This is a genomic window from Pseudomonas sp. NPDC088368 (assembly GCF_044753445.1).
Lineage (GTDB): Bacteria > Pseudomonadota > Gammaproteobacteria > Pseudomonadales > Pseudomonadaceae > Aquipseudomonas > Aquipseudomonas bambusae.
Genome location: NZ_JBIVNG010000016.1, coordinates 102,405 through 116,634, shown reverse-complemented (window position 1 = coordinate 116,634; position 14,230 = coordinate 102,405). Strand labels below are relative to the sequence as shown.

At 60.3% G+C, this 14,230-nt stretch carries 13 protein-coding genes; 2 read left to right on the top strand and 11 right to left on the bottom strand.

Translation table 11 applies throughout. The features are described from left to right. Nucleotides 1-179 precede the first annotated feature (179 nt). From ACIQAL_RS29015 to ACIQAL_RS28995, 5 genes are all read right to left on the bottom strand, one after another. Entirely contained in the window at nt 180-995 is an 816-nt protein-coding gene (locus ACIQAL_RS29015) for an OmpA family protein (RefSeq protein WP_401151580.1), read from the bottom strand. Continuing rightward, a complete protein-coding gene (locus ACIQAL_RS29010; protein ID WP_401151620.1) occupies nt 992-1,345 on the bottom strand; it encodes a DUF4398 domain-containing protein in 354 nt (117 codons plus the stop codon). Before ACIQAL_RS29010 ends, ACIQAL_RS29015 begins: the two co-directional genes overlap by 4 nt. Before the next feature lie 22 nt (nt 1,346-1,367). Further along, nucleotides 1,368-2,198: a substrate-binding periplasmic protein gene (locus ACIQAL_RS29005; RefSeq protein WP_401151578.1), complete on the bottom strand. Its 831-nt coding sequence runs from the start codon at nt 2,196-2,198 to the stop codon at nt 1,368-1,370. Nucleotides 2,199-2,339: 141 nt separating this feature from the next. Further along, nucleotides 2,340-3,269 carry an electron transfer flavoprotein subunit alpha/FixB family protein gene (locus tag ACIQAL_RS29000; protein ID WP_401151575.1) on the bottom strand — a complete coding sequence of 310 codons (930 nt, stop codon included), beginning with the start codon at nt 3,267-3,269 and terminating at the stop codon, nt 2,340-2,342. Beyond that, nucleotides 3,269-4,018, bottom strand: a complete 750-nt coding sequence (locus ACIQAL_RS28995; protein WP_401151572.1) for an electron transfer flavoprotein subunit beta/FixA family protein — start codon at nt 4,016-4,018, stop codon at nt 3,269-3,271. Before ACIQAL_RS28995 ends, ACIQAL_RS29000 begins: the two co-directional genes overlap by 1 nt. A gap of 534 nt (nt 4,019-4,552) precedes the next feature. Between ACIQAL_RS28995 and ACIQAL_RS28990 the strand changes: the two genes are divergently transcribed. Beyond that, a complete protein-coding gene (locus ACIQAL_RS28990; RefSeq protein ID WP_401151570.1) occupies nt 4,553-6,217 on the top strand; it encodes an electron transfer flavoprotein-ubiquinone oxidoreductase in 1,665 nt (554 codons plus the stop codon). A 219-nt stretch (nt 6,218-6,436) separates the two neighbouring features. Here ACIQAL_RS28990 and ACIQAL_RS28985 read toward each other — a convergent pair whose 3' ends face one another. Beyond that, a complete protein-coding gene (locus ACIQAL_RS28985) occupies nt 6,437-7,342 on the bottom strand; it encodes an AraC family transcriptional regulator (RefSeq protein WP_341958788.1) in 906 nt (301 codons plus the stop codon). 178 nt (nt 7,343-7,520) lie between these two features. Between ACIQAL_RS28985 and ACIQAL_RS28980 the strand changes: the two genes are divergently transcribed. Continuing rightward, nucleotides 7,521-8,573, top strand: coding sequence for an NAD(P)-dependent alcohol dehydrogenase (locus ACIQAL_RS28980; RefSeq protein WP_401151567.1), 1,053 nt, complete (start codon nt 7,521-7,523; stop codon nt 8,571-8,573). 189 nt (nt 8,574-8,762) lie between these two features. Here the strand turns inward: ACIQAL_RS28980 and ACIQAL_RS28975 are convergent, their stop codons facing one another. From ACIQAL_RS28975 to ACIQAL_RS28955, 5 genes are all read right to left on the bottom strand, one after another. Next, nucleotides 8,763-9,569 (bottom strand): IclR family transcriptional regulator, encoded by an 807-nt coding sequence (locus ACIQAL_RS28975; RefSeq protein WP_401151565.1) that lies wholly within the window; start codon nt 9,567-9,569, stop codon nt 8,763-8,765. Nucleotides 9,570-9,633: 64 nt separating this feature from the next. Further along, the gene (locus ACIQAL_RS28970; protein WP_401151563.1) at nt 9,634-10,947 is read right to left on the bottom strand and encodes an MFS transporter; all 1,314 of its coding nucleotides are present in this window, start codon (nt 10,945-10,947) and stop codon (nt 9,634-9,636) included. Between the two features lie 97 nt (nt 10,948-11,044). Continuing rightward, the gene (gene dgoD / locus ACIQAL_RS28965) at nt 11,045-12,193 is read right to left on the bottom strand and encodes a galactonate dehydratase (protein ID WP_074753428.1); all 1,149 of its coding nucleotides are present in this window, start codon (nt 12,191-12,193) and stop codon (nt 11,045-11,047) included. Nucleotides 12,194-12,302: 109 nt separating this feature from the next. After that, nucleotides 12,303-12,938, bottom strand: a complete 636-nt coding sequence (locus tag ACIQAL_RS28960; protein ID WP_401151559.1) for a 2-dehydro-3-deoxy-6-phosphogalactonate aldolase — start codon at nt 12,936-12,938, stop codon at nt 12,303-12,305. Nucleotide 12,939: 1 nt separating this feature from the next. Beyond that, complete coding sequence (locus ACIQAL_RS28955; RefSeq protein WP_401151556.1) at nt 12,940-13,956, bottom strand: 2-dehydro-3-deoxygalactonokinase; 1,017 nt, start codon at nt 13,954-13,956, stop codon at nt 12,940-12,942. Nucleotides 13,957-14,230: the final 274 nt, after the last annotated feature.

The window sequence follows — 14,230 nt, the reverse complement described above, 5'->3', positions numbered from 1 at the left end:
CCTCACTCTCGGGTGATCACCGGAACAGTTGAGAAGTGTACGGGGACAGTTAATCCGTCGGCTAGTCCTAGTTAGGTTTGATGAAAAATTTAATGTGACGTATGCGCCAAATACTCGGCCGTTTTTCATAAAAAAGCCCGACTTTCGAGAAAAAAGTCGGGCTGGGTCACACTTATTTTTTAGCGAGCAGCGCTGAGCTTGCCTTTTTCGTCTGAAAACACGATTTCAACACGACGATTTTGCGCGCGACCGCGCTCAGAGGTGTTCACATCAACCGGGAATTGATCGCCATAACCTTCCACCTGAATACGCTCATCCTCAATGCCAAGATCCGACAGCACATCAGCCACCGCCTGCGCACGATCGCGGGACAGTTGCCGATTTTCCTGAGCATCGCCCGTGCTGTCGGTGTAGCCCTCGATCCGCACGACACGCTTGGGGTTGAACTGGAGAAACTGCACGACCTTCAGCACCGTACGATTGGCCGAGGATTTCAGTTCGGCACGCCCGGTGTCGAACAGCATGTCGCCCAACGTCATGACCAAGCCGCGTTCGTTTTGCTGGGTGGACAGGCTGATGACCTGATCTTCTGCCCACTTGCCTTGCTGCTGCGCGCCCGACAGCTTGGCCTCACGCAGCGCCAATTGCAGGCGCTGGCGCTCCAGCTCCAGACGGGCCAGTTTTTCCTGATTGAGCAATAACTGACTGTGTTCCGCTGCGATGGCGCTGTACCGGCTGCTCAAATACGCGTAATGGCTGACGTCGTCCGAACTGCCGACATAACTGGACAGGCGCTCGGCACGACCCAACAGTTCGCCCGCGCGGATTACGTCCTTCGGCGCGCTGCGCAATACATTGGTGTCGCCTTTCACTTTCTGAAAATCGGCGCTGGCAGTCTGCAACGCTTTTTCACTGTTCTGATGGCCCGCACACCCATACAAACCGGCGCTGCCGAGCAACAGGCACACACTCAACACACGAGGAAGGCGGTTCATTGGGCCGCTCCCAGCTGTTTGCGCAGGCGATCCAGTCGCGTGTTCACTTGCGTCAGTTGTTCGTCGCTCTTTTCAGTCAGCACCTTGGCCTCGGCCAACCGCGCATCGAGCTCAGCCTGCTCAGCTTGCATCCGCGCCTGTTTATAGGATTTGTCCGCAACACTGGCCTGCGCCTGAGCAAGCTTGCTCTGAGCAGTGGCCATGTCCGGCTCATCGTCCGTCGCGCCAACCGCCGTGGCCTGGGCAACGGCCTGTTCGGTGAGTTTCAGTTGCTCGGTAGGGGCGGGATCGTTGGCGCAGCCAAACAAGGAGGTGATCGCGATGGCTGCAAATAAAGGTCGAATTCTCAAAAAAACGCTCAAAAAAACATTCCTACTGGGTGACGGCGGCGCTGGCCGGCTGCTGCAACTGTGCCTTCCACACCTCAAGGTTGCGGGAGATGGCGTCAGCAGAACGGCCCGAAGCGGCCAATTCTGTCATTTTTTTCGCCAACTGTCCGCGCAACCAGGGCTCGTTGCAGGCCGAGTTGAACGAAAGCGCGAGGTACAGACCCGGTCGATCCAGCGGCAGAGGCTGTGAAACCAAGTCCTTGGACATCCCTAACGTCTGGGTCAGCGCCATGCCCGCGTAGCGGCCCGCGAGCACGAACTCAGCCTGGCCCAGCATCAGTTTCTGAAATGCCTGAGTGAGGTTGGGCTGTTTTTCGAGGGTCAGGTGTTCTTTCACCGCGAGGTCGAACCCGGGCGTGATCCGCGTCTTTTCGGAGATAGCACCCGCGTGGCCGTGCAAATCGGCCAATGAATTGAAAGGCTGTGCATGGCCGGTTCGCGTCCAGACCATGATTTCATTCTGGGTGATCGCCGGATGAATGAAATCCAGAGATTCAAGTTCATTGCTGTTTAGCGGCGTGTCGGCCAGCAGGTCCATGCGCCCCGTGCGCACCTCTTCCAACGCCTGGCTGCGTTTACCTGCATAGAGCAACTCAATCTTGATGCCCATCTGCGTCGCAGCTTCCTTAAGCAGGTCCGCATTGGCACCCATGAGGTGCTTGGGGTCCTGCGGATCACGCCACATATAAGGAGGCGCATCAGGGCTGCCGGTCACCACCAGCCGCTCACATTTGCCCGCTGCCAACACAGCCATCGATGGCACCAGCAACAATCCTGCAACCAGCGATGTCAGCGTCCGCTTCGGCAACGACATGGCGACGTCCTTTTTCCAATCCAATAAAAAACCCGCTCATTCGAGGCTGCGGAAAGCGCACATCATCGGTTTCTTCCGATGGTCGACGTTCTCAAACAGCCCCGAAACGAACGGGTTCTCTTTATAAGTCAGGCGGCTGGATTAGACCAGCTTCTCCAACTCAGGCACGGCTTCGAACAGGTCAGCGACCAGGCCGTAGTCGGCCACCTGGAAGATCGGCGCTTCTTCGTCCTTGTTGATCGCAACGATCACTTTGGAGTCTTTCATGCCGGCCAGGTGCTGGATCGCGCCGGAAATACCGACCGCGATGTAGAGCTGTGGCGCAACGATCTTGCCGGTCTGACCGACCTGCATGTCGTTCGGCACGAAACCGGCGTCGACGGCGGCGCGGGAAGCACCGACGGCAGCGCCCAGCTTGTCGGCCAAGGCATACAGGTGTTTGAAGTTGTCGCCGTTCTGCATGCCGCGACCGCCGGAAACGACGATTTTGGCAGCGGTGAGCTCAGGACGGTCGGACTTGGCCAGCTCTTCGCTGACGAAGGACGATTTACCTGCGTCGTGAGCAGCGCTCACGGCCTCAACAGTGGCAGAACCGCCTTCAGCGGCGACAGCGTCGAAACCGGTCGCACGAACGGTGATGACCTTGATGGCCGCCGACGACTGAACGGTCGCAATGGCGTTACCGGCGTAGATCGGGCGCTTGAAGGTGTCAGCCGATTCAACCGAGATGATCTCGGAAATCTGGTCGACGTCCAGCTGTGCAGCCACACGCGGCAGGATGTTCTTGCCGTTGGAGGTGGCAGCAGCCAACACATGGCTGTAACCGGAAGCCAGTTCGGCCACCAGCGGGGCGACGTTTTCCGGCAGTTGATGCGCGTAGGCCGCGTTGTCAGCGACCAGCACTTTGGCAACGCCTGCGATTTTCGCAGCGGCTTCACCGACAGCGCCGACGTTCTGGCCAGCGACCAGCACGTGAATGTCGCCACCAATCTTGGCGGCGGCGGCAACGGTGTTCAGGGTGGCGGGAGCGATCGCGCCGTTTTCGTGTTCAGCGATTACCAGGGTAGTCATCAGATCACCTTCGCTTCGTTTTTCAGTTTCTCGACCAGCTCTGCAACCGACTTGACCTTGATGCCAGCGCTGCGAGCAGCCGGGGCTTCGACTTTCAGGGTCTTGTTGGTGGAGGACGTGGACACACCCAAAGCGTCAGGCGTCAGCACTTCGAGAGGCTTCTTCTTGGCTTTCATGATGTTCGGCAGCGACGCGTAGCGCGGCTCGTTGAGGCGCAGGTCGGTGGTGACGATGGCAGGCAGCTTCAGGGAAACGGTCTGAGCACCGGCATCGATTTCACGGGTAACGCTGACGCTGTCGCCAGAGACTTCAACCTTGGACGCGAAGGTGCCTTGGGCGTAACCGCTCAGGGCGGCCAGCATCTGGCCTGTCTGGTTGTTGTCACTGTCGATCGCTTGCTTGCCGAGAATGACCAGCTGCGGCTGCTCTTTATCGACGACAGCCTTGAGCAGCTTGGCCACGGCCAAAGAGGTCAGCTCGTCAGCGGATTCAACGAGGACGGCGCGATCAGCACCCAATGCCAACGCAGTACGCAGTTGCTCCTGGGCAGTGGTCGGGCCAATGGAAACGACGACGATCTCGGTCGCGACGCCCTTCTCTTTCAGGCGTACGGCTTCTTCCACGGCGATTTCGCAGAAGGGGTTCATCGACATTTTTACGTTAGCGAGATCGACGCCGGAGTTGTCCGCTTTGACGCGAACCTTGACGTTGTAGTCGACCACTCGTTTGACAGCTACAAGAACCTTCATGGATTCCTCGTTACTCTCCGGTGAAAAGAAATCGCCAGGCCCGGCCCGGCGATGGGTACACGTCAGTGTAAAGAACACCTTTGAAAACAGCGTATTCGTCGTTACTTAACGGTGAGTTCAGCAAAAAACGCTGACACCTCCGCTCCAGGCCAAGTCATACGCAGGCCGGGCGTGTAAACTGCTCCCCGCTTGCACATTCCCCGGGGGGGATGGAGCGGTTTTGCCGCGCGGTACTGGCACTGCTTTCAGAGGCGTTCGCTTGCCAACGGTCAGCCTACGGCGAGCGCAAAACCGCCCGTATCTTGACCGGAACGCCTATTCGGGTCAATACGACAAAAACGCCAGTCGCAAGCCGTCTCCCTATGTTTTATCAGGGTTTCAGCTGATTCAAACAAACGTTTGTATTGGACCTGAGAGGTGGTGTAGATATAATGCGCCCCTTTGAAGATGACGCTGGGATGACACCGTCGCCGAGCGTGGATTGATCACTACTTATAAAAAAATACCGTTGAGCCTTTGATCAGGAGATAGCCAGTGGAACGCGAATTTATGGAATTCGACGTCGTCATCGTCGGAGCCGGTCCAGCCGGGCTCTCCGCCGCATGCCGTCTGAAACAAAAGGCCGCCGAAGCTGGCCAGGAGATCAGCGTCTGCGTCGTTGAAAAAGGCTCCGAAGTTGGCGCGCACATTCTCTCCGGCGCGGTGTTCGAACCTCGCGCTCTGAACGAGCTCTTCCCTGACTGGAAGGAACTCGGCGCACCGCTGAACACGCCGGTCAAAGGCGACGACATTTATGTGCTGACCAGTGCCGACGCTGGCACAAAAGTGCCGGGCGCGTTCGTGCCGAAGACCATGCACAACGAAGGCAACTACATTATTTCCCTGGGCAACTTGTGCCGCTGGCTGGCGCAGCAGGCCGAGAACCTGGGCGTTGAAATTTACCCGGGCTTCGCCGCTCAGGAAGCGCTGATCGACGAGAACGGCGTGGTGCGCGGGATTCTCACCGGCGACATGGGCGTCGATCGCGAAGGCAACCCGAAGGACGGCATGTACACCCCCGGCATGGAGCTGCGCGGCAAGTACACGCTGTTCGCCGAGGGCTGCCGTGGCCACATTGGCAAGCAGTTGATCAAGCGCTTCAATCTGGACAGCGAATCCGACGCCCAGCATTACGGCATCGGCCTTAAGGAAATCTGGGAAATCGACCCGGCCAAGCATCAGCAAGGCCTGGTGGTGCACACCGCCGGCTGGCCGCTGGACGTGATGGGCACCGAGAACACCGGTGGCTCCTTCCTTTATCACTTGGAAAACAATCAGGTGGTGGTCGGCCTGATCGTCGATCTGTCCTATGCCAACCCGTTCCTGTCGCCGTTCGACGAGTTCCAGCGCCTCAAGCATCACCCGATCCTCAAGCAGTACCTGGAAGGCGGCAAGCGCGTCAGCTACGGCGCCCGCGCCATCTGCAAGGGCGGCCTTAACTCGCTGCCGAAAATGGTCTTCCCCGGTGGCGCGCTGATCGGTTGCGACCTCGGCACCCTGAACTTCGCCAAGATCAAGGGCAGCCACACGGCCATGAAGTCCGGCATGCTGGCGGCGGAATCCGTTGCTGACGCGCTGTTGGCGGGCAATGAGGGTGGCGATGCACTGAACACCTACGTCGAGGCGTTCAAAGGCAGCTGGCTGCATGAAGAGCTGTTCGCCAGCCGTAACTTCGGTGCGGCGATCCACAAGTTCGGCCCGATCCTGGGTGGCGCGTTCAACTTCATCGACCAGAATCTGTTCGGCGGCAAGATCCCGTTCACCCTGCACGACAATAAGCCGGACTATGCGTGCATGAAGCTGGCAGCCGACTCCAAGCGGATCGACTACCCGAAACCGGACGGCAAGCTGAGCTTCGACAAACTGAGTTCGGTGTTCATCTCGGGCACTAACCACGAAGAAGAGCAGCCGTGCCACCTGAAGCTGAAGGACCCCAACATCCCGATCAGCGTCAACCTGCCGAAATACGACGAGCCTGCGCAGCGCTACTGCCCGGCGGGTGTCTATGAGGTGGTGACGCAGGAAGACGGCAGCAAGCGCTTCCAGATCAACGCGCAGAACTGCGTGCACTGCAAGACCTGTGACATCAAGGACCCTTCGCAGAACATCACGTGGGTTACGCCGGAAGGCGCGGGTGGGCCGACCTACCCGAATATGTAACAAGCGGCGGCACGTGTTGAGCTGCAAGCGATAAGAGAAAGGCGCCGATCATGGCGCCTTTTTTGTGAGCTACAACCTGCCACCGGCTTGGTGGATTGCCCCGACTCCTGTGGGTGCGAATTCATTCGCGAGGGGTCAGTACGGACGAAGCATTTCTATCGCCTGAACCACCGCTTCGCGAATGAATTCGCTCCTACAAGGATGCGCAACGGCGAGGCGTTACGCCGACACTCTCAACAACGCCCCCTCTTCTCCCGGATTGCGTTCGAAGTAACGTTTATATTCGCGACTGAACTGCGACGTGCTTTGATACCCGACTTTGTGTGCCACTTGCGCCACCCCCATGCCTTCGCCGATCAGCATTTGCTGGGCTTTGAGAAGACGCAGGCGTTTGAGGTACTGCACCGGTGACAGCATCGTGCTGCGCTTGAAATGCTCATGAAAGGTCGACGCGCTCATGTTGGCGCGCCGGGCCAGTTCGTCGACGCTCAAGGCTTCATTGTAATGGTCGCGCAGGTGCTGCAACGCCGCGGCAATTCGGGCGAAGTGCCCCTGCTGTTCGACCAGCGCCCGCAACACACCGGCTTGAGGTCCGCGCAACGCCGCGTACAAAACCTCCCTCACCCGCGCCGCGCCCATGACCTGGGCGTCCAGGGGGTCGTGCAGGCAATGCAACAGACGCTCCACGCTTTCGCGCATTGACCTGTCCAGTTCGGCTGAGCTCATCGACTCGGGCGTCTGCGCCTTGACCGTCACACCGGGTGCTTGTCCCATGGCCTGCACCAATTCGCCCAATACCGTTCGATCAATCGACACGGCAACGCCGTACAGGGGCTCTTCCTGAGTGGCAAAGGTCTCGCACATGAACGGCACCGACAGCGCCTGCACGAGGTAATGGCCCGCGCCGTATTCCAGCGTCCTCGATCCGAGGCGCGCCAGTTTGCTGCCTTGGGCGAGGATCACCAGGCTCGGCTCGTAGATTTGCGGGCTGCTGGCGACGTAGTGACTCCAGGACATGGCCTGCACACCCGGCACGCGGGTATCGACGAAGCCAGGGCAAGGCGCCAGCGGTTTGATCAGGGACACCAACGTGGCGTTGGCGTCGGAATGAAGGGTCAGTGACATGGGCAACCGGACAGAGGATTAGACACTCGCATCATCGCAGATTCGCCGCACAACGCAGCACTATGCGGGGAAGTTCCGGAGGAATAGGCATGACACGCGGAGGAATGGTCATGGCCGCTGGGGGCTTCGCTCCGCAGAATGCACGGCCTCAACCGTCATCGTTTTAGCGAGGTATCACATGTACACAGCAATCGGTTATGCCGCTCAATCGGCCACCACACCCCTCGCCCCCATGACCTTCAACCGCCGCAGCCCGCGCCCGGACGACGTGGCCATCGAGATTCTGTACTGCGGCGTCTGCCACTCCGACATCCACCAGGCACGCAACGAATGGGGCATCGCGGTCTACCCGCTGATGCCGGGCCACGAGATCGTCGGCAAGGTCACCGAAGTCGGCACCAAGGTCACGAAGCATAAAGTCGGCGATCTGGTCGGCGTCGGGTGCATGGTCGACTCCTGCCGTCATTGCGAGGCCTGCGCTGCAGATCTGGAGCAGTATTGCCTGGAAGGCCCGACCCTGACTTACGCCGCGCCGGACCGCGTCGATGGCAGCAACACCATGGGCGGCTATTCCAGCAGCATCGTGGTCAGCGAGCACTTCGTGGTGCGTATCCCTGAGAAACTGAACCTGGCCGCTGCCGCGCCGATTCTTTGCGCAGGCATCACCACCTATTCGCCGCTCAAGCACTACGGCGTCAAGGCGGGCGATAAAGTGGGCGTGCTGGGCATGGGCGGTCTGGGCCACATGGGTATCAAGTTCGCCAAGGCCATGGGGGCGGAAGTGACGCTGTTTACCCGTTCGGCGAGCAAGGCGGAAGAAGCCCGTCGTCAGGGCGCGGACCATGTAATCGTGTCCACCGACGCCGAGCAGATGAAGGCCGCTGCCGGTCACTTCAACTTCCTGCTGGACACCATCCCGGTGCAACACGATTTGAACCCGTACCTGGACACCCTGCGTTTCGACGGCGTGCACATTCTGGTAGGCCTGATCGAACCGATCGACCCCGCTGTACACGCTGCGAACCTGGTGATGAAGCGTCGTGTGTTGGCAGGTTCGCTGATCGGCGGTATCGCGGAAACTCAGGAAGTGCTGGATTTCTGCGCCGAGCACGACATCAGCTGCGACATCGAGATGCTCGACATCAAGAACATCAACGAGGCGTACAGCCGGATGATTGCAGGCGACGTGAAGTATCGTTTTGTGATTGATATGGCGACGTTGAAGGCGTAATCGTTGCTCGCCCCGCATAGCAAGTATTGCGGGGCACCTCCTGTGGGAGCGAATTCATTCTGGGCGGCATTCCGACGATGGGTCAGTACATCCGACACATTTCTGTCGGCCGTGCCTACGTCTCGCGAATGAATTCGCTCCCACATGTTTTGGCAGCGCCGGACAGATGCGTCTACCCAACCAGCTCGTTTACCCACCCAGCTCAGCCGACAACCGCGCTGCGGCCTCCTTGATCACCGGCACCAGCTCGGCCATCTTTTCCAGTGGCATGTACGGCACAGTGCTGGCGATGCTGATCCCGGCAACAATGTGTTTACTGGCATCGCGAACCGGTGCAGCCACACAACGAATCGACGGTTCGTTGTCTTCAAGATCGAACGCATACCCGCCCTTCACGTATTCGTGCATCCGTTCGCGCACCTGCGCCCAGGTCTGTTCCTGATGCGCGGGCCACAGCGGGTTCTTCGCCACCTCCGGCACACTGACGTCGTACAGCCGCTGCCACTCGCTTTCCGGACTGTCCAGCAGCAACGCCTTGCCGATGCCTGTGCGTGCCAGCGGCATCCGATGCCCCACCCGCGAGCGCATTTCAGGTCCGTTGCGGCCAGGATTCTTGTGCAGGTACAGCACTTCGTCGCCTTCGCGGATCGCCAAGTGCACGGTGTCACCGGTCAGCGCCGACAGCTCATCCAGAAAGGGTCGCGCCAACGCTGGTAATGGCAGCTCTTCTCGCGCCTGGAATCCCAGCTCGATCAGCTTCGGCCCTAAGACATAACCCATTTGCGGCAAGACGCGCAGATAGCGTTCTTCCACCAGGCAACTGGCCAGACGATGGGTCGTGCTGCGGGTGGTGCCGATCAGCCGGGCAATTTCCTTGAGGTCGCGCGCGCCGCTGGCCACGGCCTGCACCACGCCCAGCCCGCGCAACAGGGTTTGCGTGCCGGTGGGGGCGGCGTCTTTGCCAGCTGCGCCCGCTGTGTCGGAAGAGTCGTGCATATCGCGCCTTATCGAATCGGAGAGCTGGCGGCATTATCGTCGCCAGCGCAGGTCAGTCCAAGGGTTACAGCTCGATCCGCTCGACCTTGCCCACCAACAGGATGTAGGACAACGCCCCCAGCAACGCCAGCACGGCGATGTAGGTGATCGCCGGGGCGAACGAATCGCCCGACGCGAGGAAGCCGATCACGATGGGTGTCGCAATGGCTGCCAGGTTGCCGATCAGGTTGAACGTGCCGCCCGTCAGGCCCAGCAAGCGCGCCGGGGCCAAGGTTGAAACCAGCGACCACGTGATCGACGCCAGACCATTGCCGAAAAACGCCAACGCCAGAAACGCAATCACCAGTGGCGTCGATTCAACGTAGTTGGCGCCGATGATCGAGGTGGAGATCAGCAAGCCGGCGATGATCGGGAGCTTGCGGGCAAAGCCCACGGTGTAGCCGCGACGGATAAGCCAATCCGAAAAGAACCCTGAGCACAGCACACCCACGAATGCCGCAAGAAACGGCAGCGAGGCGAGTAGCCCGGACTTGATGAAGTCCATGCCACGGTATTTCACCAGGTAGGTGGGGAACCAGGTGAGGAAGAACCACAGTGTCGAGTTGAGGCAGAACTGCCCCAGGTAAATGCCCCACAGTTTGCGCTTGCTGAGAACGATGCCGAGGTCGCCCCAACTGAAACCGCTTCTGGCTTTATCGGTGTCGGTCTGAATGTCCACCAGACCACCGCCCTCTTTGATCAGGTCGATTTCGCCCTGATTCACGCCTTTGAAATCGCGGGGCTCGCGATAGACCATGTACCAGATCGCCGCCCAGATCACGCCCACGCCACCGGTCGCGACAAACACCATGTGCCAACCAAACGTGGCTTGCAGCCAGGCCAGTACCGGGGTCAGAAACGCCAGGCCGACGAACTGGCCGGAGGTGTAGAAGCCAACCGCTGTGGCGCGTTCTTTTTCAGGAAACCATGCGGTGACCACGCGGCTGTTGATCGGATAAGCCGGGGCTTCCAGCGCGCCCACGGCCATGCGCAGCACGAACAGGCCGACGAAGCTGCCAACGAAACCGAGGAAAATGGTGGCGACGGACCACAGGGCCAGCGCCACGGTATAGAGAATGCGCGGCGGCACCCGGTCCACCAGCCAGCCGCCGGGCAATTGCATGGCCGCGTAGGTCCAACCGAAGGCCGAGAACACCAGTCCGACGTGGACCGGATCGATGCCCAGATCGCTGGTCAGCGCGGGTGCGGCGATGGACAGGTTGCTGCGGTCGAGGTAGTTGATCACCACGGTGATGAACAGCAGCACCATGATGAAAAAGCGTTTGCGGGTCGGCGTGGCCGTGATCGCCCGCGCCTCCGGCAAGGTCTGTGTGCGCATGGGGAGTGCCTCTTTTTATGGTTGTCTGAGGTCGTGTGTTTTTTTGGACAGATCGTTCCCGCGCTCTGCGTGGGAACGATCAGCGATCAGGCCCGAATCACCACTCGGCAAAACTGCCATCGGCGTGGCGCCAGATCGGGTTGCGCCAGCGGTGACCGATGGCGGCGCGTTCCTTGACGTATTCCTCGTTGATCTCGATTCCCAGGCCCGGGCCGTTCGGGATTTTCACCATGCCCTTGTCGTAATCGAAGACCTCGGGGTTCTTGATGTAATCGAGGAGGTCATTGCTCTCGTTGTAGTGAATGCCGAGGCTCTGCTCTTGAATGAACGCGTTGTAGCAGGCCGCGTCCAGTTGCAGGCACGCCGCCAGCGCAATCGGCCCAAGCGGGCAATGCAGGGCCAGCGCCACGTCGTAGGCTTCGGCCATGTTGGCGATCTTGCGGGTCTCGGTGATACCGCCAGCGTGGGAAGCGTCCGGCTGGATGATGTCAACGTAGCCTTCGCTCAATACGCGCTTGAAGTCCCAGCGGGAGAACAGCCGCTCCCCCAGCGCAATCGGCGTGCTGGTCAGCGGCGCCAGTTCCTTCAGAGCTTCGTAGTTTTCGCTGAGCACCGGCTCTTCGATAAACATCAGCTTGTACGGGTCCAGTTCCTTCATCAGCACCTTGGCCATGGGCTTGTGCACCCGGCCATGGAAATCCACGCCAATGCCCACGTTCGGGCCGACGGCATCACGCACGGCGGCGACGTTGGCCAGCGCCAGATCAACCTTCTCGAAGGTGTCGAGGAATTGCAGCTCTTCGGTGCCGTTCATCTTCACGGCGGTAAAGCCACGGGAAACGGCTTCTTTTGCCGCGCGTGCGGTGTCAGCAGGCCGGTCGCCGCCGATCCACGAATAGACACGGATCTTGTCTCGCACCTGACCGCCCAGTAGGTCGCTGACCGAGACGCCCAGCGCCTTGCCCTTGATGTCCCACAACGCCTGGTCGATACCGGCCAGTGCGCTCATGTGAATGGCGCCGCCGCGATAGAAGCCGCCGCGATACAGCACGGTCCAGATGTCCTCAATGTTGCGCGGGTCTTTTCCGATCAGGTAGTCGGACAACTCCTCAACCGCTGCGGCCACCGTGTGAGCACGGCCTTCGACCACAGGCTCGCCCCAACCGGTGACGCCCTGATCGGTTTCCACTTTCAGGAAGCACCAGCGCGGCGGGACGATGAAGGTCGTGAGTTTGGTGATTTTCATCTCGGTTCTCTCTTATTCGGGGCTGCTTATTCGAAGCTGCTTATTCGAAGATGGTTATTCGAAGACGCTTGTTCCAGGCACGTCCGGGACGGCCGCATAAATCTTAGGGTTATTGATCTTTCGACGGACGCGCCTGATTCCAGGCCGCCACATAAGCCTTGGCTCGCTCCGCGACGTCGTCAGCGCTCATGCCCGGCTTGAACAGGCCCGAACCCAGGCCAAAGCCACGCACACCGGCGTCCAGAAACACCTTCATGTTGTCCGGCGTGATGCCGCCCACAGGCAGAAGAATCGTTCCCGCAGGCAGCACTGCCAGCCAGGCCTTCACCACGGCGGGCCCCATTTGTTCGGCAGGAAACAGTTTCAGCACGTCGGCGCCATTGGCCAGCGCGGCGAACGCCTCGGTTGGCGTCGCCACACCCGGCGACAACAACAAGCCTTCGGCCTTAGCGGCGCGCAGCACGTCAGGATCACTGTGAGGCATGACGATGACCTGGCCGCCCGCCTCTTTCACCTGACGCACGTGCTCGGCGGTCAATACCGTGCCCGCACCGATCAGGCAGTCGGCAGGAAGACGCTGACGCAGCAGGCGGATGCTGTCGTACGGCTGCGGGGAATTGAGCGGCACTTCAATGACGCGGAATCCGGCGGCATACAGGACGTCGCCGATGGCCGGAGCTTCTTCAGGGCGCAGGCCGCGAAGGATCGCCACCAGGCCGTTTTGCGCGAGGGCTTGCTTGAGCATGTCAGTTCTCGACGTGGAAGGGCCGGGGAGCGGCCGTAGAAAGAGAAGTCGTCAGACCGGCTTGCACCGCGACCTGCCACAGACCGCGTTCGGTGGCCTGTTCAGCGAAGGTCACGTGTGGGAAGCCGTTGGCGTCCAGCGCACGTTGATAGCGTTCGAGCAACGCGCCGCTGCCGATCAGAATCACCGAGGGCAACGGGGTTTCGGTGTGTTTCAGCAGGTGCGTCAAGGCAACGATTTCGTGGCCGATGAGCAGGCCGGAGAGGTAATCGGGTTGTGAAGCGCCATCGAGCGCACCGGTCAGGCCCAAGGTCCGCGTGCTGAAGATGGTGGACAGTGGCCCCGCAGCGCCTTCGGGCGAGAGCGATACGGCCACCCCGCGATCAAAGGCAGCGACATCGAACGCCTCACTGCGCTGCATCGTGCGACCCAGAATGGTGTGAGCAGACAGCGCGGCATAGACCTCGCCGGTCATGAACGTATCGAAATGCACGATGCAGCCGTCCACCGCCCTCACCCACTTCGAGTGGCTGCCAGGCAGGCCGATCAACAGCGATTGGCGGGCGTCGGCGGCAGGGAGGGAGTTGAGGATGCCAAGGACTTGGGTTTCTTCGCCACGCATGACGTTGGGCAGGGCGGAGCGCTGCAAAACGCCCGGCACGATGTGGACGTCGACCCCGCGCACGCTGCGAACGGTCACCAAGGCATCGCTCAAGGCCCCGACGCTGGCGGGCGTTTCCTGATAAACCGCTTCGCGCCAGCCCTGAGCGCTGCCGACCATGCCGCACGCGATCACGGCCAAATGGGGTTCAGCGTCGAGCCAGTCGCCACAGGCTTCGTCGAAGGCCAGTTCGAAGCCGTCGCTGCACAGTTGCCCTGCAATCGGCCGAGGCTCGGACGGCAATTGCATGATGCCCGCGCTGAGCGAGCGATGTTCCAGAACCCGGCCGTGTTCGCCGAGTCGATACGCACGAAGGGACGTCGTTCCCCAATCGAGCGCGATCAATTGCGCCTGCATGGCTTCACCTGATTGTTATTTATGAGTGAATGCGAGGCGAACTATAAACCTCAAAACGGGGTTATCTCAATATGTAAATTACAGTCCCATATTGTGGGACAGAAAGCCATCAATGCGTTTTGCGACGAATGTTGATCCTGCCGGGCCGGGCGGTCTGGTGCGGTCCCCAACGACTGGGGCATACTGCCGACTTCGCTGGATCGACTCTCACATCCCACACCCCGCTCATCGGCCATTCGCGCCGAGGTGGTAACTTCCCCGTTTCTTTGTATGT

Excerpts from the sequence above, each read along its gene's own strand:
- ACIQAL_RS29015 (WP_401151580.1), bottom strand. The coding sequence starts at position 995 with ATGAACCGCCTTCCTCGTGTGTTGAGTGTGTGCCTGTTGCTCGGCAGC.
- ACIQAL_RS29005 (WP_401151578.1), bottom strand. The coding sequence starts at position 2,198 with ATGTCGTTGCCGAAGCGGACGCTGACATCGCTGGTTGCAGGATTGTTG.
- ACIQAL_RS29000 (WP_401151575.1), bottom strand. The coding sequence starts at position 3,269 with ATGACTACCCTGGTAATCGCTGAACACGAAAACGGCGCGATCGCTCCC.
- ACIQAL_RS28995 (WP_401151572.1), bottom strand. The coding sequence starts at position 4,018 with ATGAAGGTTCTTGTAGCTGTCAAACGAGTGGTCGACTACAACGTCAAG.
- ACIQAL_RS28985 (WP_341958788.1), bottom strand. The coding sequence starts at position 7,342 with ATGTCACTGACCCTTCATTCCGACGCCAACGCCACGTTGGTGTCCCTG.
- ACIQAL_RS28980 (WP_401151567.1), top strand. The coding sequence starts at position 7,521 with ATGTACACAGCAATCGGTTATGCCGCTCAATCGGCCACCACACCCCTC.
- ACIQAL_RS28975 (WP_401151565.1), bottom strand. The coding sequence starts at position 9,569 with ATGCACGACTCTTCCGACACAGCGGGCGCAGCTGGCAAAGACGCCGCC.
- ACIQAL_RS28970 (WP_401151563.1), bottom strand. The coding sequence starts at position 10,947 with ATGCGCACACAGACCTTGCCGGAGGCGCGGGCGATCACGGCCACGCCG.
- dgoD (WP_074753428.1), bottom strand. The coding sequence starts at position 12,193 with ATGAAAATCACCAAACTCACGACCTTCATCGTCCCGCCGCGCTGGTGC.
- ACIQAL_RS28960 (WP_401151559.1), bottom strand. The coding sequence starts at position 12,938 with ATGCTCAAGCAAGCCCTCGCGCAAAACGGCCTGGTGGCGATCCTTCGC.
- ACIQAL_RS28955 (WP_401151556.1), bottom strand. The coding sequence starts at position 13,956 with ATGCAGGCGCAATTGATCGCGCTCGATTGGGGAACGACGTCCCTTCGT.